The following is an 18,951-nucleotide window of genomic DNA, read 5'->3' on the forward strand; positions in this document are numbered from 1 at the left end:
TTATTGTACCCCCAGACTTTTTTGTATTGCACTTGCCACCTGCTCTAATGAAACAACCTCATTGACCAGCCCGGCATCTTTGATTACCTTGGGCATTCCATATACGGTACTGGTTGCTTCATCCTGTGCAATTACATATATATTCTTTTTCTCTTTTAGTTTCTTGATTCCGTAGGTTCCATCGCCGCCCATACCTGTTAATACCACACAGATTATTTCTGAAAAGTTTGATTCCGCCAATGATTCATACATATAGTCGGCACAAGGTTTTAAACCATTTTTAGCTGCCTCCTGCGTAACCGTCAGAACGTCTTTTCCCTGATCTGTGCAATGAAAACGCATCTGGTAACCACCTCTTGCAATGTAGACTGTGTTATCCTCCAGCCCATCAAGGTGTTCTGCTTCTTTTACCTTTATTGCACTTATCTCGTTCAATCGGCTTGCTAAGGATGCTGTAAATCCTTCCGGCATATGCTGAACAAGCAATATGCTGCATCCCAATGTAGCACTAAGCTTTGGTATTACCTGCTGTAACGCTTTGGGGCCTCCTGTTGAACAGGCAATCGCCACCAGTTTCTTTCCTGTACCGCTTCTGGTTGGAATCCTCGTGTTTATAGCATTTTCGGTAATGTTTCTTGAAACGATCTCTCTTTTAGGCGGAAAGCTGGTATCCACCGTAACAGGTGTTTTAGGAATCAGAGGTTTTATAAATCCCTCTTCCTTTAATACCTCTTTCACGTTTAAATTATACAGTTTTGTAGCAGTTTCAAGACAGGAGATAATCTTATCCTTAAACTTATCACTCTTTACTTCGAAAAAGCTCTCCGGCTTGGTAACAAAATCAAATGCACCCAATTCCAAGGCACGTATTGTTTCTTTTGCCCCTTCTTTTGCCACTGTACTGACTATTATGATGGTGGCTTTGATTTTCTTTTGCTCCAGCTGTTCTAATAGTTCGATTCCGCTCATCTTTGGCATATTGATATCTAAAATAATCGCATCATATGTCTCTTCCTGCTGCGTCAATAATAGAAATGCCTCAAGTCCGTTAACAGCAACTTTTGAAACCTGAAACCTAGGATCTGAATTAATTATATCAGAGAGTACCCTTCTCATGAGTGCAGAGTCATCAACTATTAAAACTTTTTTCTGCATATTTACCTCTTTTCCGTATATTCAATCTATAATCAGACACATTTCGTGGAAAAATGCCGACTATTCGATTTTCTATATCTATCAGGATTACATGTAAACGGTTACGATTATTTTTTATCTTTCGTATGCTGCTTGATTTCTTCTTCAAATATGTATTTAATGATTGCTTCCCTGTCTTCTTTCAGCAATTCTCTAAACTGTACCCGATGTTCATAAAAACCAACTCTGTTTACCATTTTCTCTGCAGATATGATTATTCCGGTTAAATAATCTGCCTTTATCTTGACTTTACTGCCAAACTGTATACGCATTTGCATATAGTTTCCTACTTCGTGGACATTCTCTGACATCAGTCTTGCACCGCCGCCGCTTAAATCCACAATGATTCCCATAAGCCATTCTTTTTTACATTGCTCCAATGCCTCTATACAAGCCTGCTTGTCTTCCGGATTTTTAAATATATTCTGTTTTAGTTTGTACCGAAGCGTCAGTTCTGCTTCCGTTGCTATGTAATAGTCTAAATCCAATACACAGTTCAGCCGGAAAAACTGGCGTCTCTGGTATTTTTCCAGTGCTGATGTGAACTCAACTGTCAATATGTATATTTTATCATCATTGGATCTGCTTGTAATCACACCCCTGCATTCATAAAGTCCAGTTTGTGAAAAGAAACGTAAGCTGTATTTATCACCTACAGAAAGAGGTATCACTCTTCCTTTGATAATAGGCATTGTTATAATGACAGAAGTATAATCGGGGAAATCCAACACTTTACTTTTGTATATCTTCTTTTCCATGTCTTCATTTCTATCCATTATCATAAGTTCTACCTTATCTCCAATGGCTACTACATCCCGTACCATGTTATGTCACCCCCGTTATTTGCTTGTCTTACGATGAAGAAGGCTTGAAAAGAAATGAGCAATTCCTCGCTGTCCTAAATTGCCGGCCGGAACATCATCACATAAAGCTTTAGCCAAAACAGATACAGCCCTTGAAGAGGGAGAATTCGGATACAGGACGGAATAAGGTTTTTGCTGCATAACTGATCTTGAAACATTCGAATCCTGCGGTATTCCTCCCAGATATTCCAGCTTTATTGTCAAAAATTTCTCTACAACAAGATTCATTTTGTTATAAAGGCTGCGTCCCTCCTCTTCCGAGTTTATCCTGTTAGCTATCATTTTAATGGATGTCATGTCAGAATTAAAATCTTCCCGCTTATTGAGTACCTTAAGTAATGCATAAGCATCTGTTATAGAGGTTGGCTCCGGTGTTATAACCAACAATACTTCCGAGCTTGCCATAACAAATTCTAATACACTGTCTGTAATACCAGCACCGGTATCAATTATAATAATATCGGCTATTTCATCTAATTCATACAGCTTCTCATTCAGAAAACTTATCTGCCCCTTCGTAATATTGGACAATTCCTGAATTCCTGAACCACCAGAAATAAACATCAGGTTTTCAGGTCCCTTTGTGATAATTTCCTGTAAGCCTTTACTGCCATATATGATATCTGCCAAATTGTATTTGGGTCTGATACCAAGCATAACTTCTACATTGGCCAAACCGAAATCAGCATCGAGTATTATTACCCTTTTACCCATTCTGCACAACTGAATTCCTAAGTTCACAGAAAGATTTGATTTGCCGACTCCGCCTTTTCCGCTTGTTACGGTTACAACTCTGGCAAGTTTGTCAGGCATATTTTGTCTTTTTATAATGTTGCGAAGCTGTTCTGCCTGATCCATCAATCAAACCCTCCTAATAATTTCTTGGCTGTTTCCTGTGTATCAAGCTTCCCTATGTCATCCGGTACATTCTGCCCGCAGGTTGCATAAGATAGCTCTGCATTTGTTAGCATCTTTATATTAAAAATATTTCCTACTGAAATGGTTTCATCTAATTTGGTAAATATGATACGGTAATTTGTAATTTCAGAATAATTTTCAGTGATTCGAATTAAGTCTTTATATTTTGTAGTAGCACTTAATACAAGATATATTTCCTTTTCATCCTCTTCAACTGTTCCAAGAAGCCTTAAGATGTCGTCCCTTTGCTCCCTGTTCTTATGGGAACGTCCGGCAGTGTCTACAAGAATAATATCATAATCCGATAACTCTTCCTTTGCCTGTGCCATTTCGTCTTCCGTATAAATTACTTTCATAGGAATACCAAGGATATTGGCATAAGTTCTAAGCTGTTCAACAGCAGCAATTCGGTAAGTATCGGATGTCAGCATAGCAACCTTTAACTTTTTATTTAATTTCAGGTCTGAAGCTATTTTAGCGATGGTTGTAGTCTTCCCCACACCGGTAGGTCCGATAAAGAAAATGAATTTGCATTTATTTTCAACTACTTCAATTATTTTTGGCTGTCCCAGCTTCAAAATAATCTTCTGATACACGTGGGATAGAATGTTGTCGATTGTGATATCTTTGGTCAGCTTGCTTTCAATCTCCCGGACTAATTGCGTAACATATTTCTCATCCACTTCATTTCGAAGCAGCTGGTCATATACCAGTTTAATACAGGCTTCTCTTTTTTGCTCCTCCGGATCTTTCTGCTTTACCACCTCTTCTGCCTTTTTTGTTTCCTGATGCTCTAAAAGCTGTTTCTCAAGCAGTTCCTGAAGACTGTTAAGTTTCTTTTCAATAGCAGAAGCCTCCTCTTTGGCATTATAAGGCTCTTTTGCTCTGCTGCTAGACATCCCCCCCTCACCATAACCTGATGGGGTATTCGTAAAAAAGGATGGTTTTGACTTCGGCACTTCCGCTTCTTTCTTCCCTCCGGATAAAACGCCCGTATCGTCTACAGCAGCTGTTATTTCAACAGTAGGTTTTCGAAAAAGCCGGTAAACACCCTTTGGTGAAATTGTCTTAATATTCATTACAATGGCATCTTTGCCCAGCTCATCCTTTGCCAAAAGAATTGCTTCTGTTTCTGTATTTGCCTGATATTTTTTAATTATCACTATACCGTCACCATCCCTACCGATTGTAATTCTACATTGGATTCAATCTCGTTATAGGATATTACGATTAAATCCTTAAAGTAATCCTGCGTAAGCTTCTTAAAATACATTCTGACAATGGGAGAAGTTATAACAATAGGATTCCTTCCTATGTTCTCCAACTTTTGGATTTCTTCCTCCACAGAATTCATGATACTCTTGGTTTTTTCCGGATCTAATGTTAGATATGCTCCCTGCTCTGTCTGCTTTACGCTGTTCATGATATCTTGCTCCACCTTCGGATCCAGCGTTACTACATTTGTAACCTCCGCTGCAGGGAAATATTTATTGCTGATAGCTCTCTTAAGGCTCTGGCGTACATATTCCGTAAGTACATCCGTATCTCTTGTTGTGGCTGCATAATCTGCAAGGGTTTCAAAAATAGTTACCAGATCTCTGATGGATATTCCTTCTTTTAAGAGGTTCTGTAATACCTTCTGAATCTCACCTACGCTTAACAGTTTAGGAACAAGTTCCTGAATAAGGGTTGCATTTGCCTCCTGAATATTGTTGATAAGGTTTTGTACATCCTGTCTTGTAAGCAATTCATAGATGTGGCTTCTGATAACCTCTGTCAGATGTGTTGCAATGATTGACGGAGGATCTACTACGGTATACCCTAAGGACTCTGCTCTTTCTCTCTGACTCTCTGTTATCCAGATAGCCGGTAAATGGAAGGAGGGTTCAAAGGTTGGAATACCGGTAATTTCTTCTTCCACATACCCCGGATTCATTGCCATATAATGATCAAACAGGATTTCTCCTTCACTGATAGGCACTCCTTTTATCTTGATCAGATATTGATTGGGATTCAACTGGATATTATCCCTTAAGCGGATAATGGGTACCACACAGCCTAATTCCAGAGCTATCTGCCTTCTGATCAGAACAACCCTGTCAAGCAAATCGCCTCCCTGATTGACATCGGCAAGGGGAATAATACCATAACCAAATTCCAGTTCTATCGAGTCCACCTGCAAGAGAGATACCACATTTTCCGGTTTACGTATCTCATCCCCACTGTTTTCTTCCATTGAAGCAGCACTTTCAATATCCTCTACTTCTATTCGGCCTGCTATGCTTCTGCCGCAAATAATGAAAACAACACCATATGCACAGAATACAAGATCAGGAAGAGGTGTTACGATTCCTAAAAACATCAGCGCTCCGCCGACAATATAGAGAACCTTAGGGATGGAGAAAAGCTGCTTAAGTAATGTATCGCCTATATCCGCATCCTTCGTTGCCTTTGTTACCACAATACCGGTAGATAAGGATATCAAAAGTGAGGGTATCTGACTGACAAGCCCTTCACCAATAGTAAGTATGGTATATTGATCAAAAGCATCATTCATGGATAAGCCGCCGCGTAATGCTCCGATAGCGATACCGCCGACGAAATTGATTATTACAATAATAAGTCCTGCAATGGCATCACCCTTTACGTATTTGGTGGCACCATCCATGGCTCCGAAAAAGGTGGCTTCCTGCTGGATCTTTTCACGCCTTTCCTTCGCCTGGATATCATTGATGGCCCCGGTATTTAAATCCGCATCTATCGCCATCTGCTTACCGGGCATGGCATCCAGTGTAAATCTTGCCGTTACTTCTGCCACACGTTCCGAGCCCTTATTAATAACAATAAACTGAACCAGAATCAGGATTACAAATACAATAATACCAATAATGGCATCACCGCCGCCGACGAAACCACCAAAAGTCTGGATTACCTCGCCTGCAAATCCATCTCTTAAAATCAGCCTCATGGCAGATACATTAAGAGATATTCGAAATACGGTTGTAAATAACAGAATAGTAGGGAAAGCGGAAAGACTTAATGCTTCCTTCGAAAACAAGGCATTGAATAGGACAATCAATGCTATGGATATATTTAGCGCTAATAGAACATCCAATAATATACTAGGTATGGGTACAATCAGAAATATAATTGCTGCCAGTAAATAAAGTCCCACAGCCATGTCCGTTTTTTTCATCAGCAATGCCCCCTGAATTTATAAGTAATCATGTCTTATTTTTTAAATTATAAACATAGGCTAAAACTTCCGCAGTCATCTGATAAAGCTCCGGCGGAATTTCATTGCCAACATCAACATTATAGTAAAGCATTCTGGCGAGAGGTTTATTCTCTACAATTTCAATTTTATTTTCCTTCGCCACTTCTTTTATTTTCTGTGCCAGATAATCCGCACCTTTCGCAATGAGCATCGGTGCGTCACTGCTATCCTTATCATACTTGATTGCCGCAGCAAAGTGAGTAGGGTTGGTAATAACCACATCTGCTGTGGGAAGCATCTGCATCATCCTTCTTTGGGATACCTCCCTCATCTTTGACTTGATTCTTCCCTTGATCTGAGGATCACCTTCTGACTGCTTGTATTCGTCCTTTACTTCCTGCTTTGACATCCTCATATCTTTCTTAAACTTTAACTTCTGATAGATATAATCTGCCATACCAATGATAAGAAAAACAACGCTTATATTCAGGCCTAATTTTATTACGATATTTCCAATGAATTCAATAGCCTGAATCAGTTCCATATCATAAAGCCTTTGTAGTCCGGCTCCATAATCAATTAATGTGTTGTAAGCAATATATATAATGGCGATTATTTTAAGGGCCTCTTTTAATGTGTCCACCAATTTATCTTTTGAAAATATCTTCTTAAATCCCTTAATTGGATTAAATTTATCAAATTTAGGCTTCAATGGTTTTGTTGTTAATTTCCATTTCACCTGGAATACGTTAATAATGATTACAACGACTACCGCAATCGAAAATATCGGTATCAAAATCCGAATAATACTGTAAATGCATTCTTTTAAAAGTGCTGTTGCAACAGCAACACTAAAATCATCCTCCGCTATCTTCTCTATATTACCATAAAACTCATAGAAGGACTCGATAAACTGATAACCGATCCTGGAGGCAAATACCTTTAAGGTAACAAATAAAGCAATCAGTGCTGAAGCAGTTATTAAGTCCGTACTTCTTGCAACCTGTCCTTCATCTCTGGCATCGTTTAATTTCTTGGGGGTCGGGTCTTCTGTTTTTTCACCGCCGCCTCCGTCTGCAAAAAATTGCAGATTATAAACCAATAACTTTCCCATTCCAAAGTCCCCTTACGGATAACTATTTTAATACCTGAACGGCTGCTTTCATCATACCAATCATTTCATTAAAAATAAACCCGGATACGGTTGGTAAAAACTTAACCAGTATAAACAGCATCAGTAAACCGGTCATTATTTTCAGCTGAAAGCCAATAACAAACATATTCATCTGGGGAGCTACTTTCGCAAGTATTGCAAGTATGGTATTTATAATCAGCATAGCCGCAAAAACAGGCAGTACTATGCGAAAGCCAATTATAAAATAATTTTTAATGAAGTCTGCCATCAGCAGATATATATTGGCGTCTATATGAGCCTCTCCCACCGGAATTACTTTAAAGGTATCCGCAAATGCCTTGATAATATAAAGATGCATATCTGTTACCATTAGCATAAGCATAACCGCATAGGAATATAGATTACTGGTTATGGTAGTTTGAATATTTGCAACCGGGTCAAGTTCATTTACCATGGAAAATCCTATTTCCATGTCCATTAACTGTCCCGCAAAGTTCAGGATATAGTAACTCACATTGGTAAAAAAGCCTATGATAAGGCCAGTTAATGCTTCCTTCAAAATCAAAGTAGCATACTCTATCACTGTACTGTATTGTATGTCAACCGTCGTTATTTGGAAAAGCACCAGTGCAAACATAAGGGAAAAGCCTGCTTTTACTCTCCCGGGAACATTGGGAATACTAAAAAAGGGAGCCACAAAAACAAAGGCCGATATCCTCACAAGAATTAGCATAAAGCTATCAAATCCATTAATTGTAAAGGTCATACGCTTTTAATGTAATATGGGAGATTATTGATAAGCTCCACAAAAAAGTCTCTGGTCTCCGACATTATCCAGCCTCCAAAAAGCATAATAATCAAAAAAATGGCTATAAACTTCGGAACAAATGTGAGGGTTTGCTCCTGAATAGAAGTTATAGTCTGCAGGATACTTATTATAAGACCTACTATAAGCGATACCAAAAGCATGGGAGCCGAAACTTTTATAATTATCCAAAGTGCTTCTCTGATAATATCAATTACAACATCTTCATTCATACTCTACCATCTTTCTAGGTGTAAAAGGTCTTAACCAGTACTCCTATAACAAGATTCCATCCGTCTGCCAATATGAACAGCAGAATTTTAAACGGCATGGATATCGTTGTTGGCGGAAGCATCATCATACCCATTGACATGAGGGTAGATGCAACTACCATATCAATAATTATAAAGGGTATATATATAACAAAGCCAATAATAAATGCAGTGCGTAATTCACTGATTATAAAGGAAGGTATAATTACTGTAATCGGTATATCATTAAGGTTATCAACCTTACCAATCTCTGCAATGTCCATAAACAGCTTAAGATCCTGTGCCTTTACTTCCTTTAGCATAAACTGACGCAAAGGCTTAATACCTGCATCAAACGCTTCCTGCTGTGTAATCTCTCCATTTGATAATGGCTTAATGGCATCATTATTAACCTGTGTAAATACCGGGGACATGATAAAAAATGTCAGGAATAAAGCTAATCCGATAAGTACCTGATTTGGTGGAGTTGTCTGCGTTCCTAATGCAGACCTCACAAAATGCAGCACAATAATAATCCTGGTAAATGACGTTACCATAATTAAAATTGAAGGTGCAAGAGAAATCAGCGTAATCACTAACATAATCTGTAGTGTGGAGGTTATACCTCCGCCGTTAGGATCTGTATCCATATTAAATTTAAACGGCCCAATCTGGCCGCTTAAATTATTTCCCGTCTCTGCGCTGTTATCCTGCTGTGACTGGTTATCGTTATCTGCGCCTGTCACGGCTGTTTCACTCGTTTGTGATGCGTACACAAAAACAGTTGTTTTATTGGTCAATATACCGGTAATGAATAAAATACAGATAATACATACCAGTTTTTTTAATGTCTTTTTATTCTTACTCTCCATGCATACTAACCTTAGTGAGGATTTGTTTTGTCTGCGTTGTCATGTTCATCCGACTGCTCTGCAAACAAATCACCACTATTATCTTCTTTCTCAATTTGTTTCTTAAAAGCCTTCAAAATATCCTGAAAGTTATTATTTTGCTTGGTACTTCTGTCCTTTACCGTGATTTCATCTTCCTTCAGCTCGGTAAGAAGCCTTATGTCATCTTTCCCCACCGCTATGACAAAATATCTGGTACCCACCTTTATTATCTGCAGATATTTATTCTGCATGAGTTTATAGGTATCAATAACCTTAAAATTACTGTCCTTTAAGGTTCCCATTTTAACACCGCCCACAAACTTGGTGGTCAGATACGTTATAACCAGTACCACAACGAAAAGAAGGATGACACCAAGAAGCTGCAGGAAATTATCTACTCCTGACAACCCCGATACAAAAATATTCATTAGCCCACAGCCTTCTTAACAGCTTCCAATACCCTGTCCGCCTGAAAAGGTTTTACAATAAAATCCTTTGCTCCAGACTGGATGGATTCAATAACCATGGCCTGTTGCCCCATGGCAGAACACATTATAATATTAGCAGAAGGATCTGCTGACTTGATTTTCTTTAAGGCCTGGATACCATCCATTTCCGGCATAGTAATATCCATCATTACCAGATCAGGCTTCGTCTCATTGTATTTTTCAATAGCTTTTGCTCCATTTTCAGCTTCTCCTACAATCGTATAACCATTTTTACTCAAAATGTCCTTAATCATCATTCTCATAAAAGCAGCATCGTCACAAATTAAAATACTTTTACCCATTTTTATTCTCCTATCATGTGTTGTATTTTATAATTAATAATATCACTATTCACCCTTAAATTAAAACCCTCTTAGAATCAATTATTATGATTATTTTCATGCATGAATGATTTGCATCACATGATTCATGGTTACACTTACAACTGCTACTTAATAATTTCGGTTACTCTTATGCCAAAGGATTCTTCGATTACTACTACTTCTCCCTTTGCAACAAACTTACCGTTTACAAGAACATCTATCGGTTCTCCTGCCAGTTTATTAAGCTCAATGATTGTACCCGGTGTAAAATCCAATATTTCTTTTATGGATTTATTTGTCCGACCAAGTTCTACTGTAACTTCCAAAGGAACATCCATGATCAGGTTTATGTTCTCAGGCTGGGGTGTCACCTGCTGTGGAACCGTAAAGTTCTGGAACTGCGCCGGTGATATATTAATATCCGGTGCAACATAAGGCATTTGGTATCCTGGCGCCTGCATCTGCGGGTATGGCATTTGCGGATATGGCATCTGTACTTGTGGAGCCGGTTGAACAGGTATTTCAGCTGCTTTAGGCTGCTGCTGTGGTTTCTGAACTTTCTCCGGTTCTACTTTTACCTCTTCCTTGACAAAATTACTGTAAAGTTCTCTTGCCAGCTCAAAGGGATATAATTGCATTAATTCACTGTCGACCAATGTTCCTATCTCCATTTTGAAAGAAACCTTGACAAATTTGCCTTTTAAGAAAGGTGCTATGTCAGAACCATCTATTGCCTCATTCATATCCACCAATGTTGAAATCGGAGGACTGATATCAACTCTCTTCTCAAGCATTGCTGAAATAGAAGTTGAAGCCGAACCCATCATCTGATTCATTGCTTCACTGATAGCACTTAAATGAAGCTCAGTTAATTCACCGGTTATATTTGTGCCGTCACCACCCATCATTAAATCTGTTATAATCTTTACGTCAGATTCTTTCAATATCAGGATATTGTTACCGTCTAAACCATCCTTATAATAGATTTGTATAAAAACACACGGTCTGTCATACGATTCTGTCAGATCATTCCATGTTGCATAGGAAACGACCGGAGTGGTTATGACAACCTTTTGATTAACCAAAGATGAAAGGGTAGTGGCTGCTGTCCCCATGCTGATATTGGAGACTTCACCAATCGCATCTTTTTCAGCATCTGACAGTGTTTCTGAACTATTGTCAATTCCCGCACTGCCCACATCTGCATTCATCCCACTTAGAAGCGCGTTAATCTCCTCTTGAGATAACATACCATCCATATTATTACTCCTCCCTAATTATTGATGTAATTCTTACTGCATAAGCATCCGAAGATGCCCCCGGCAATGCTTTAAATTTATCCAAATTACCTACATAAACGTCTAATTCATCTTCTATCTTTGTATTTAGCTTTATGATATCTCCAGTTTGAAGCCCCAGAAAATCATTTACTGAAATCGAGCTTCTTCCCAGTATTGCCTTAATCGGTATCTTTGCTTTGGATATGGCCATCTCGATAAGCTCCTGGTAAGACTTATCATCTTTAACCTGCATTGTTGAAAACCAATACTTTGTATTCAATTTATCTATAACACTCTCCAGGCAAGCATATGGCAAACATATATTCATCATCCCTTCCACATTTCCTATTTTTATATTCATAGTAATAATGGAAGTCATTTCACTGGGTGCAATAATTTGGGCAAACTGTGAATTTGTTTCTATCCTTATGAGCCTTGGTTCCAAATGCACTACTGTTTCCCATGGTTCGCCTAAAAGATTCGTACAGACATTGAATATGCGCTCCATAATAATCAATTCAATTTCTGTAAAATCCCTTGCTTTTTCTAACGGCATCCCAGTTCCGCCTAACATACGGTCTACCATTGCATAACCTAGATTGTCCGCAATTTCTATAATTATATTACCCTCTAAAGGCGAGAAATCAACTATCCCCAGCAGCACGGGATTTGAGAGGGCATTGCTGAATTCAGAATAAGCTACTGCTTCCGAGCTTACTACTTCTATTTGGACATTCTTCCGAAAATAAGCCGGTAAATTTGTAGAAAGCAATCTCCCATAATGTTCAAATATTATTTCTAATGTCCTAAGATGTTCCTTTGAAAACTTGGAGGGTCTTGCAAAATCATAATTTTTAACTTGCTTTTCGCCGCTGCCTTTAAATTCTTCTGCATCCAATTCTCCGCTGCTTAACGCTTTAAGCAGATTGTCAATCTCATTTTGAGACAAGACGTCGCCCATTGCCACTACCTCCCGGGTGATTACTTAATACCATAATATCACAAACCTCTACTGAAATCATCAAAATCCTTTATTGAGCGACTGTAAACTCAATAGTAATACCGACAATAAAATCAGATTTAAAATACTCCTGTAATGCTGCCAGTATATTGCTCTTTATTTCTTCTTTTTTCACTGTTACTTCATCCATGGTATATTTCATGAATTCATTCTGTATCATTTCATTAATCTTACTTTCATTGGTTTCTACCAGTGGTTGAAGCTTGGCATAATCCTCTGATTTTGTATTGAGAGATAAGGAGGTTTTAACCAATGCATAACTTGGTATGTTATCAGTCCCTTTTTTCAGGTTGATTGTAAGTTCTTTACTCATCCCATAATTTTCGATATCCTCAATACTTACTTCTTGGTTCGCAGGCGAGCCGTTGATTTCTAAATCTATGGTAGAAGCTACCTTGGATATCAGTTCATTTGTTCTCATAGTTGTTGGTACTACGGCAAATACAATAACCGCCGTCAGAATCATATTAACTATTCCTAAAGCCAGGATAATGACCGTTAAGAAGCTCTTCTTCATACTATTTCCCATCTGCCTTCCATAGGCATGTCCTTTCTTCCCTCTCTATCGGTTAGACTTGCAGTGTGTCATAAATTTGGTATACCAACAGAATAAAGTTCTTTTTTGTAACATTTTACAAGATTTATAATCTCTTGTCTACTCTCTTTTACCAGTATTTTTTTCCCATTGGAAAGGGTAATTACTGTTTCCGGTACTTCTTCTATTGTTTCAATCATATCACAATTAAGCGTTACTTCTACACCACTCAATTTCGTTAAATTTATCATCCATGCCTCTTTCCTATATAAAATATAAGTATTATTGAAAGATGACTACTATATTCCACAGTTTTTGAATCAGGAAATGCTCATAACCCCTCTGCTGCATTGTAATAAAAGATGGCGGCGGTTTACGCCGCCATCAGCCTATATTTATCTTTTCAAATTAATGAGTTCTTCCAATAAAGTATCGGAAGTGGTTATAATTCTTGAGTTTGCCTGGAATCCTCTCTGTGTTGTAATCATTTCCGTAAATTCAGCAGCCAAATCTACGTTAGACATCTCCAGAACACCCGTTGTAAAGCTTCCGCCGTCACTTTTAACATCATGACCAATTCCGTCGAATTTTCCTGAGTTCTGAGTCTCTGCAAAAAGGTTTCCTCCCTTTGACTCAAGTCCGGCAGGGTTAGAGAAGGATGCCACTGCAATCTGCCCTAAGAGCCTGTTATCTCCATTACTGTAGGTTCCGTAAATTTTACCGGAAGTATCAACACTAAGGCCTGTCATATTACCGGCTTTACGCCCTTTACCAAGTCCATTCAAATCACCCATAGCGGAACCTAAGGTAGTACTTCCGCTGCCTGCATACATTGTGATAGTGGAAAAGTCAACCTTTATATCACTGAAATGGTTGGTTGCTGCCGTGGCCCCCAGCTTTAAGTCTATCGCTTTGTCCGTAGACGTTGCAGAACCAATACCAACAAACTTACCGGTCGCAGCATTGAAAGTCAAAGTTGGCATGGCATTCGTAAATGAAACTGCTCCGGTTGTGGCATCTACATTATAAGCCAGGGATGTCCCTGCAAAAGACGAACCGGATAATCCGCTGGAAGCATAAGTTACATTTCCCGTGGACGCATCAACAGTTTTCTTTACGAAAACAGAATTTCCCTGGGAATCCAATACATCCACCAGCTGTACGTCGTACTGGTTCTCTATTGCCGTAGGCGGGGTTCCTGTACCGGAATGAATAATTTTAAAGGTGGCGCTGTAAGACTCTCCAAGCTTGTCATAAAAAGATATATTTACCGTTTTTCCGGTTCCGGTTAAGGCAAGCTGTGTATCCTTGCTGTCAATGTTACCGCTTATATAGGTATTCGTAGTTGCTACCGGTGTTGAATACTGATTTTCCGGAGCCATAATCCTTAAAGGTGAAACTACGTCAGCTACCGTTTTTGTTGCATCTTTCGGATCTACCTGCCAGCCCATAACAGTCGCGCCGCTTGAGGTACAGAGGTTTCCGTCGGCATCAACTTTAAAATCTCCGGCCTTTGTAAAGTAGTTGGTCCCTCCCTGGTTTACAATAAAGAAGGAATCCCCGTTAATCATAATATCAAAGGGATTGTCCGTCCTTTGGGCACCGCCTGTTTTCGTAGGTGAAGCCACAATGGAAGAAACCGTACTTCCAAGACCTATCTGCATCGCATTCTGTCCCGCTGCGCCGGTAGATTCATTAGGACCGGTAGCGCTCTGGACAGTCTGATAAAATACATCCGAGAAAGCTACCCTGCTTGCCTTGAATCCGACTGTATTAACATTTGCAATATTATTACCGATTACATCCATTTTAGTCTGGTGAACACTTAATCCGGAAATTCCGGAATATAATGATCGCATCATAGTGAAATGACCTCCTTATTTTTTGTGCCTGTCCTCTCTGTCAGTCAAGGACCTTATGCCTCCCAAAGGTCCGGCATATTACATAATTACGGCACCATCAATATTTGTAAATATCTTGTCTTCTCCCTCATCAAGAGCTGTTATAACTGTACTGTTCTTCACATTCACGATAAAAGCAATGTTATCAACCATCACAAGCGATTCTGATATTCCCTTTTCCTGGGCTTTCCTGGTTCCTGCCGACAGTTTATTAAGCTGTTCCTCTGATAAATCAATATTCCTGCTTTGAAGCCTTTCATTAGCATGTTTTGAGAACTTCAGAGCATTGTTTTGTATTGCGTATTGATTTTCCAGGATACGCTGAAAGGAATTATTGGTATCGGCTTGCCCTGTTTGCACTGTTCTTTTATTTAACAGCTGTCCAGTCATCTGCTCGATGGTAGAGTATTTTGTTTGAGAAATATGATTCATATCAGCCTCTTTCTCTATCCACGTCCTTGTGAATATGGCGGAAGATTGTTTACGAGTCACTAATCATAAGTTATGACAGCTTAGGCTTCCGTTCCGTCACCGTCTCCCTATTCATCCGGTTTATCTGGTTCCTTCGGTTCATCTGGTTCCTTCGGTTCATCTGGTTCCTTCGGTTCATCTGGTTCCTTCGGTTCCTCCGGTTTATCTGGTCCCTTAACCGTTATACTGATCTGGTTTGAAATAGTTGTATAATTGGCATCGTTAAACATTACTGTAGGTTTATATGTGCCATTATCTAAATCTGCCAGGCCTTCCTTACTGATAGTGACCTTTGTGCCATCCAGTTTCACATATTTTGAATCCAACACCTTGCCATTAAGAATAACTGCAACATCCGTTGCCACCGTCTTACCGGAACCTAAGTTTACTGTAAAGCTGACATCCTCCGGCTTTTCTTTATCAAAAGTTGCATCCACTTTTTTGGTAATGTAGGGCAGACCCTTTTCTATTACATAGTCACCGGAAAGAATGGTTGTTACCTGATCCAGTGTATAAAGATTGTCGTTTACGGATACTCTTGCCGTACCGTTGCTCATAACGACATAATCAACACGTCCGCTGCTTACAGTCGATTTACCGGATGTGTCCGTGGTACTTACCTCTACATCCATGCCAACCAGTCCGAATGCCTGATTATTTGATGTTGTTGCATTCAAATTCTGCATCTGCTCCAGCTGTGAGAAAGTTGCCAACTGCTGTACAAACTGGGTATCAGTACTGGGATTCAACGGGTCCTGATATTTCATCTGTGCAACCAAAAGCTGCAAAAATGCATTTTTATCAAGAGATGATGTTCCCGTAGTCATTGTTTTTTTTGTTGCTGAAGTTGTTGAAGCGCTGCTGTCAACAATCTTTCCGTTTGAAACTGCCAGAACGCTCATGTTTCCTCCTTTGTCACTACGCGGTATAATCTACACTATTTGTACTCTGTTCCAGGCTTCCCAAATTAGTAAGTTCTTCCTTTGAGGTATCCGTCAAACTTCCGTTTATCTCATCCAGGCTCCTAAATGCTCTGTTTCTGCCTTTTTCCTGATTGTCTTTACTGCTCTCCTGAAACCCTTGTTCCTTTTGGTCAAAGGCCGAATAAGATACTGTAACTTCCACATTTTCAACCTTTAATCCCTGGTTATTCAGATTCTCTTTAAATACCTGCAGCTGACTCTCTATTGCTTCTTTCGCAGTTTCTGTCCCTGTTACAAACCTGGCTGTAAGAACTCCTTCCTTTGATACGACCGTCAGATTGATCTTACCCAGATTTTCGGGATTTAATTGAAGTTCCATTGATGTCTGGTCCGGCTTAATATTAATACGGACAGCATCTAAAATCTGACTTGTTATTTCCCTTATCTGCTGTACCTTGGAAAGCTGATTTGTAAAAATAGCTTCCTCTCCGCCTGAATTAACCGCCAGATTATGTATCAAAAGTTCTGTAGCCGATAGATTCTGCTCGGTCTTCTGCTTATCTGACTTGCTGCCTTCACTGCTATGTGTATCTGTTGATTTGACTGATTTAACAACCGTTATATTAATTTCATCATCCGGTTGTACAGCAGTTTTCGCATCGGTATCAGTGTCAGCCTGGATATCCTTAAATGTCTTATTTTCCGCAGTTGTTACCGGTTGGGTCAAAACGGGAAGCTGTTCTTTCGATACAGGGAATTGTTCTTGAATGGTATCGCAAACCTTCATCAGCTCTTTTAAAGTATTTCCCAAGTCTTCATTGGTTAAAAAGGCCGACATATCATCGTTATTGCTTACCTTTAAAAGAAATTGCTTCAGATTGTTAACATCCAGCAGACTAAGTGGTGTAAATCCAAGAGATTCCAATGCCTTATTAAGGTCATCCTCTGAAATGCCAAGTTTTTGTTTGATACCGTTCTTGATTGCATCCAGAAGATCTTTGATATTAATATTGCTAATATCAGTAACCTTATTTTCTGTAAGGTCTGTTATAACATTTTCTTTTTGTACCGCATCCTTATCCTGTAACTGGCTTACTGCCTGGCTGGTATTATCAGTGTCTTTTGTATTATCCGCTTTTCCTCCCGCCGTAGCTTCTGCTGCACCAGGCTTTGCCTGTGAATCACCCTGCTTTGTCTTTACATCCTGGGCTGCTTTATTTGCATCAGTGCTGTTAGCAGTTTTTGCTGCATCCGTACTTCCCGTATTATCCGGCTTACTTGCTTTGAGGCTGCTGGTAATTACGTCTTCAAATGACTTATTGCTGCTCTTAGCTGTTCCCTGGGATCTCATACTTCCTGCTGCGGCAGTATAATTATCAACAAAACCAGCCTTTACATTCTGCATCATTTTTTCTCCTCCTTTCTTACTATAATATTTATACTTAAGTAACCCTCCCTGTAATCAGAAAACCAGGGATATATTACCTTAAGCCTATTCACCGCTTGAAAGCTCAGTATCCATATCTATCATCTTTTTGGTGATTTTCGCTGCCGCTGTCGTGTCCATGGCTGCCAGAATCGCTGAACTCTGTGATGCATTCATACTAAGAAGCATCTGCGCCACTGTATCAATGTCCGCCGTCATTGTTTCTAATATCTTTGCTGCTGCATCCGGCTTCATCTTTTTATAGATATCCGCCTTTTCCTTAATGGCATTTGAATACTGGAGCTGCTCTACAACCTGCCTGTAAATTTCTTCTGCATTGGTAGGGTCAATACTTTCATAATATTTTTTATATTCTTCAACATCAGGAGCCTGATCGGCAAATACCACCTTCTCGTCAAATTCCTTGACTCTTTCTTCAAAAGTCTTTTGCTCATCTTCATAAACCTTAAGCCTCTCGACCTCTGCTTCCTGCTCCTTTATTGTTTTTGCCGAACTGCTGCTTTCTTTCGTGAGTGCATCATTTTCTTTTTCCAATTCCTTGATTTTTGCTATTGCTTCCTCCAAGCTGCTGTACGGATAATCATTTTCGTATGCCAGCTGCTGCTCCGATACATCAGGAAGAATCTTATTTACCACCGGAATATCTTTTATTAACGGTCTTAACACAGAAGAGCCAAGCCCATTTACATCTAATTTTATTAAGAGAGCAAATACCACAAGCCAAACCAGAATGACCATCAGCACAATTACTGTCACTGTTATTTTGGCGCCAATGTTTTTTTCATTCTCCGGAGCCTCTGCTGTTTTGTTCTTTCTTGCCATTTTCTTTCCTCCTAATTAGTAGGATTATTATACCGAAAGCTTACCAATTCATCTATTTCTTTTCTTTCTCCCGAAGCTAATTCAAGGAAAAATACTTCTTTTGCATTCTCTTTTAATTTTTCGTGAGTTTTTCTCTCTAACATTGCAGCATTCAGTCTCTGTCTTGCAAGTTCCACTTGCTGCTCTGCTCTTCTTACGGCTAATTCCTGCAGCTTTATTTCTTTTTTTACCGCTTCCGAAGCTTCCGTATATTCTCTAAGCTTACATATATTAAGCTTCTGCATTCTTAATTCTTTTCCCTTGTTTTGATACCCTTCCAACCGAATATTAAGCTCATGAAGCCTGTCTTCTTCCTTCATAAGCTTTCTGCGGGCTATTCCATAAGAAATTTTCGCCTGATCTTCCATCTTATATTTTATTCCCAAGATGCTTTCCATTTTGTAAATAAACTTAGCCATATACCC

At 39.2% G+C, this 18,951-nt stretch carries 21 protein-coding genes; all 21 read right to left on the minus strand.

What is annotated here, in order from left to right:
- Positions 1 to 1,155 (minus strand): chemotaxis-specific protein-glutamate methyltransferase CheB, encoded by a 1,155-nt coding sequence (cheB, locus tag BUF11_RS12300; RefSeq protein WP_073589161.1) that lies wholly within the window; start codon positions 1,153 to 1,155, stop codon positions 1 to 3.
- A 107-nt stretch (positions 1,156 to 1,262) separates the two neighbouring features.
- Positions 1,263 to 2,018 carry a flagellar brake protein gene (locus BUF11_RS12305; protein ID WP_073589162.1) on the minus strand — a complete coding sequence of 252 codons (756 nt, stop codon included), beginning with the start codon at positions 2,016 to 2,018 and terminating at the stop codon, positions 1,263 to 1,265.
- A gap of 15 nt (positions 2,019 to 2,033) precedes the next feature.
- Entirely contained in the window at positions 2,034 to 2,915 is an 882-nt protein-coding gene (locus tag BUF11_RS12310; RefSeq protein WP_073589163.1) for a MinD/ParA family protein, read from the minus strand.
- Positions 2,915 to 4,138, minus strand: a complete 1,224-nt coding sequence (gene flhF, locus BUF11_RS12315; RefSeq protein ID WP_073589164.1) for a flagellar biosynthesis protein FlhF — start codon at positions 4,136 to 4,138, stop codon at positions 2,915 to 2,917. The genes BUF11_RS12310 and flhF overlap by 1 nt, the downstream gene beginning before the upstream one ends.
- A complete protein-coding gene (flhA, locus tag BUF11_RS12320) occupies positions 4,138 to 6,171 on the minus strand; it encodes a flagellar biosynthesis protein FlhA (protein ID WP_073589165.1) in 2,034 nt (677 codons plus the stop codon). Before flhA ends, flhF begins: the two co-directional genes overlap by 1 nt.
- 28 nt (positions 6,172 to 6,199) lie before the next feature.
- Positions 6,200 to 7,306 carry a flagellar biosynthesis protein FlhB gene (gene flhB / locus BUF11_RS12325; protein WP_073589166.1) on the minus strand — a complete coding sequence of 369 codons (1,107 nt, stop codon included), beginning with the start codon at positions 7,304 to 7,306 and terminating at the stop codon, positions 6,200 to 6,202.
- Between the two features lie 22 nt (positions 7,307 to 7,328).
- A complete protein-coding gene (fliR, locus tag BUF11_RS12330) occupies positions 7,329 to 8,060 on the minus strand; it encodes a flagellar biosynthetic protein FliR (RefSeq protein WP_242952370.1) in 732 nt (243 codons plus the stop codon).
- Positions 8,061 to 8,089: 29 nt separating this feature from the next.
- Positions 8,090 to 8,365: a flagellar biosynthesis protein FliQ gene (gene fliQ / locus BUF11_RS12335; protein ID WP_073589168.1), complete on the minus strand. Its 276-nt coding sequence runs from the start codon at positions 8,363 to 8,365 to the stop codon at positions 8,090 to 8,092.
- A 14-nt stretch (positions 8,366 to 8,379) separates the two neighbouring features.
- A complete protein-coding gene (fliP, locus tag BUF11_RS12340) occupies positions 8,380 to 9,255 on the minus strand; it encodes a flagellar type III secretion system pore protein FliP (protein ID WP_073589169.1) in 876 nt (291 codons plus the stop codon).
- An 11-nt stretch (positions 9,256 to 9,266) separates the two neighbouring features.
- Complete coding sequence (locus BUF11_RS12345) at positions 9,267 to 9,704, minus strand: flagellar biosynthetic protein FliO (protein WP_073589170.1); 438 nt, start codon at positions 9,702 to 9,704, stop codon at positions 9,267 to 9,269.
- Complete coding sequence (locus BUF11_RS12350) at positions 9,704 to 10,066, minus strand: response regulator (RefSeq protein WP_073274046.1); 363 nt, start codon at positions 10,064 to 10,066, stop codon at positions 9,704 to 9,706. The genes BUF11_RS12345 and BUF11_RS12350 overlap by 1 nt, the downstream gene beginning before the upstream one ends.
- Positions 10,067 to 10,212: 146 nt before the next feature.
- A complete protein-coding gene (fliY, locus tag BUF11_RS12355; RefSeq protein ID WP_073589171.1) occupies positions 10,213 to 11,346 on the minus strand; it encodes a flagellar motor switch phosphatase FliY in 1,134 nt (377 codons plus the stop codon).
- A gap of 4 nt (positions 11,347 to 11,350) precedes the next feature.
- On the minus strand, positions 11,351 to 12,328 hold the full coding sequence (fliM, locus tag BUF11_RS12360; RefSeq protein ID WP_073589172.1) for a flagellar motor switch protein FliM: 978 nt from the start codon (positions 12,326 to 12,328) through the stop codon (positions 11,351 to 11,353).
- A gap of 70 nt (positions 12,329 to 12,398) precedes the next feature.
- Positions 12,399 to 12,917, minus strand: coding sequence for a flagellar basal body-associated FliL family protein (locus BUF11_RS12365; protein WP_084558630.1), 519 nt, complete (start codon positions 12,915 to 12,917; stop codon positions 12,399 to 12,401).
- Between the two features lie 56 nt (positions 12,918 to 12,973).
- On the minus strand, positions 12,974 to 13,174 hold the full coding sequence (locus BUF11_RS12370) for a flagellar FlbD family protein (RefSeq protein WP_073589173.1): 201 nt from the start codon (positions 13,172 to 13,174) through the stop codon (positions 12,974 to 12,976).
- A gap of 144 nt (positions 13,175 to 13,318) precedes the next feature.
- Positions 13,319 to 14,785 (minus strand): flagellar hook protein FlgE, encoded by a 1,467-nt coding sequence (locus BUF11_RS12375; RefSeq protein WP_073589174.1) that lies wholly within the window; start codon positions 14,783 to 14,785, stop codon positions 13,319 to 13,321.
- Positions 14,786 to 14,863: 78 nt separating this feature from the next.
- On the minus strand, positions 14,864 to 15,256 hold the full coding sequence (locus tag BUF11_RS12380; protein ID WP_073589175.1) for a TIGR02530 family flagellar biosynthesis protein: 393 nt from the start codon (positions 15,254 to 15,256) through the stop codon (positions 14,864 to 14,866).
- Positions 15,257 to 15,363: 107 nt separating this feature from the next.
- Positions 15,364 to 16,197, minus strand: a complete 834-nt coding sequence (locus BUF11_RS12385; protein ID WP_073589176.1) for a flagellar hook capping FlgD N-terminal domain-containing protein — start codon at positions 16,195 to 16,197, stop codon at positions 15,364 to 15,366.
- 16 nt (positions 16,198 to 16,213) lie between these two features.
- Entirely contained in the window at positions 16,214 to 17,626 is a 1,413-nt protein-coding gene (locus BUF11_RS12390) for a flagellar hook-length control protein FliK (protein WP_073589177.1), read from the minus strand.
- 84 nt (positions 17,627 to 17,710) lie between these two features.
- Entirely contained in the window at positions 17,711 to 18,487 is a 777-nt protein-coding gene (locus tag BUF11_RS12395) for a MotE family protein (protein WP_073589178.1), read from the minus strand.
- Between the two features lie 11 nt (positions 18,488 to 18,498).
- Positions 18,499 to 18,945: a flagellar export protein FliJ gene (gene fliJ / locus BUF11_RS12400; RefSeq protein ID WP_073589179.1), complete on the minus strand. Its 447-nt coding sequence runs from the start codon at positions 18,943 to 18,945 to the stop codon at positions 18,499 to 18,501.
- Positions 18,946 to 18,951 lie beyond the last annotated feature (6 nt).

The organism is Anaerocolumna xylanovorans DSM 12503 (assembly GCF_900143645.1).
Lineage (GTDB): Bacteria > Bacillota > Clostridia > Lachnospirales > Lachnospiraceae > Anaerocolumna > Anaerocolumna xylanovorans.

Coding starts and splice junctions, on each gene's coding strand:
- cheB (WP_073589161.1), bottom strand. CDS start 1,155: ATGCAGAAAAAAGTTTTAATAGTTGATGACTCTGCACTCATGAGAAGG.
- BUF11_RS12305 (WP_073589162.1), bottom strand. CDS start 2,018: ATGGTACGGGATGTAGTAGCCATTGGAGATAAGGTAGAACTTATGATA.
- BUF11_RS12310 (WP_073589163.1), bottom strand. CDS start 2,915: ATGGATCAGGCAGAACAGCTTCGCAACATTATAAAAAGACAAAATATG.
- flhA (WP_073589165.1), bottom strand. CDS start 6,171: ATGAAAAAAACGGACATGGCTGTGGGACTTTATTTACTGGCAGCAATT.
- flhB (WP_073589166.1), bottom strand. CDS start 7,306: ATGGGAAAGTTATTGGTTTATAATCTGCAATTTTTTGCAGACGGAGGC.
- fliR (WP_242952370.1), bottom strand. CDS start 8,060: ATGCTAATTCTTGTGAGGATATCGGCCTTTGTTTTTGTGGCTCCCTTT.
- fliQ (WP_073589168.1), bottom strand. CDS start 8,365: ATGAATGAAGATGTTGTAATTGATATTATCAGAGAAGCACTTTGGATA.
- fliP (WP_073589169.1), bottom strand. CDS start 9,255: ATGGAGAGTAAGAATAAAAAGACATTAAAAAAACTGGTATGTATTATC.
- BUF11_RS12345 (WP_073589170.1), bottom strand. CDS start 9,704: ATGAATATTTTTGTATCGGGGTTGTCAGGAGTAGATAATTTCCTGCAG.
- BUF11_RS12350 (WP_073274046.1), bottom strand. CDS start 10,066: ATGGGTAAAAGTATTTTAATTTGTGACGATGCTGCTTTTATGAGAATG.
- fliY (WP_073589171.1), bottom strand. CDS start 11,346: ATGGATGGTATGTTATCTCAAGAGGAGATTAACGCGCTTCTAAGTGGG.
- fliM (WP_073589172.1), bottom strand. CDS start 12,328: ATGGGCGACGTCTTGTCTCAAAATGAGATTGACAATCTGCTTAAAGCG.
- BUF11_RS12365 (WP_084558630.1), bottom strand. CDS start 12,917: ATGGGAAATAGTATGAAGAAGAGCTTCTTAACGGTCATTATCCTGGCT.
- BUF11_RS12370 (WP_073589173.1), bottom strand. CDS start 13,174: ATGATAAATTTAACGAAATTGAGTGGTGTAGAAGTAACGCTTAATTGT.
- BUF11_RS12375 (WP_073589174.1), bottom strand. CDS start 14,785: ATGATGCGATCATTATATTCCGGAATTTCCGGATTAAGTGTTCACCAG.
- BUF11_RS12380 (WP_073589175.1), bottom strand. CDS start 15,256: ATGAATCATATTTCTCAAACAAAATACTCTACCATCGAGCAGATGACT.
- BUF11_RS12385 (WP_073589176.1), bottom strand. CDS start 16,197: ATGAGCGTTCTGGCAGTTTCAAACGGAAAGATTGTTGACAGCAGCGCT.
- BUF11_RS12390 (WP_073589177.1), bottom strand. CDS start 17,626: ATGATGCAGAATGTAAAGGCTGGTTTTGTTGATAATTATACTGCCGCA.
- BUF11_RS12395 (WP_073589178.1), bottom strand. CDS start 18,487: ATGGCAAGAAAGAACAAAACAGCAGAGGCTCCGGAGAATGAAAAAAAC.
- fliJ (WP_073589179.1), bottom strand. CDS start 18,945: ATGGCTAAGTTTATTTACAAAATGGAAAGCATCTTGGGAATAAAATAT.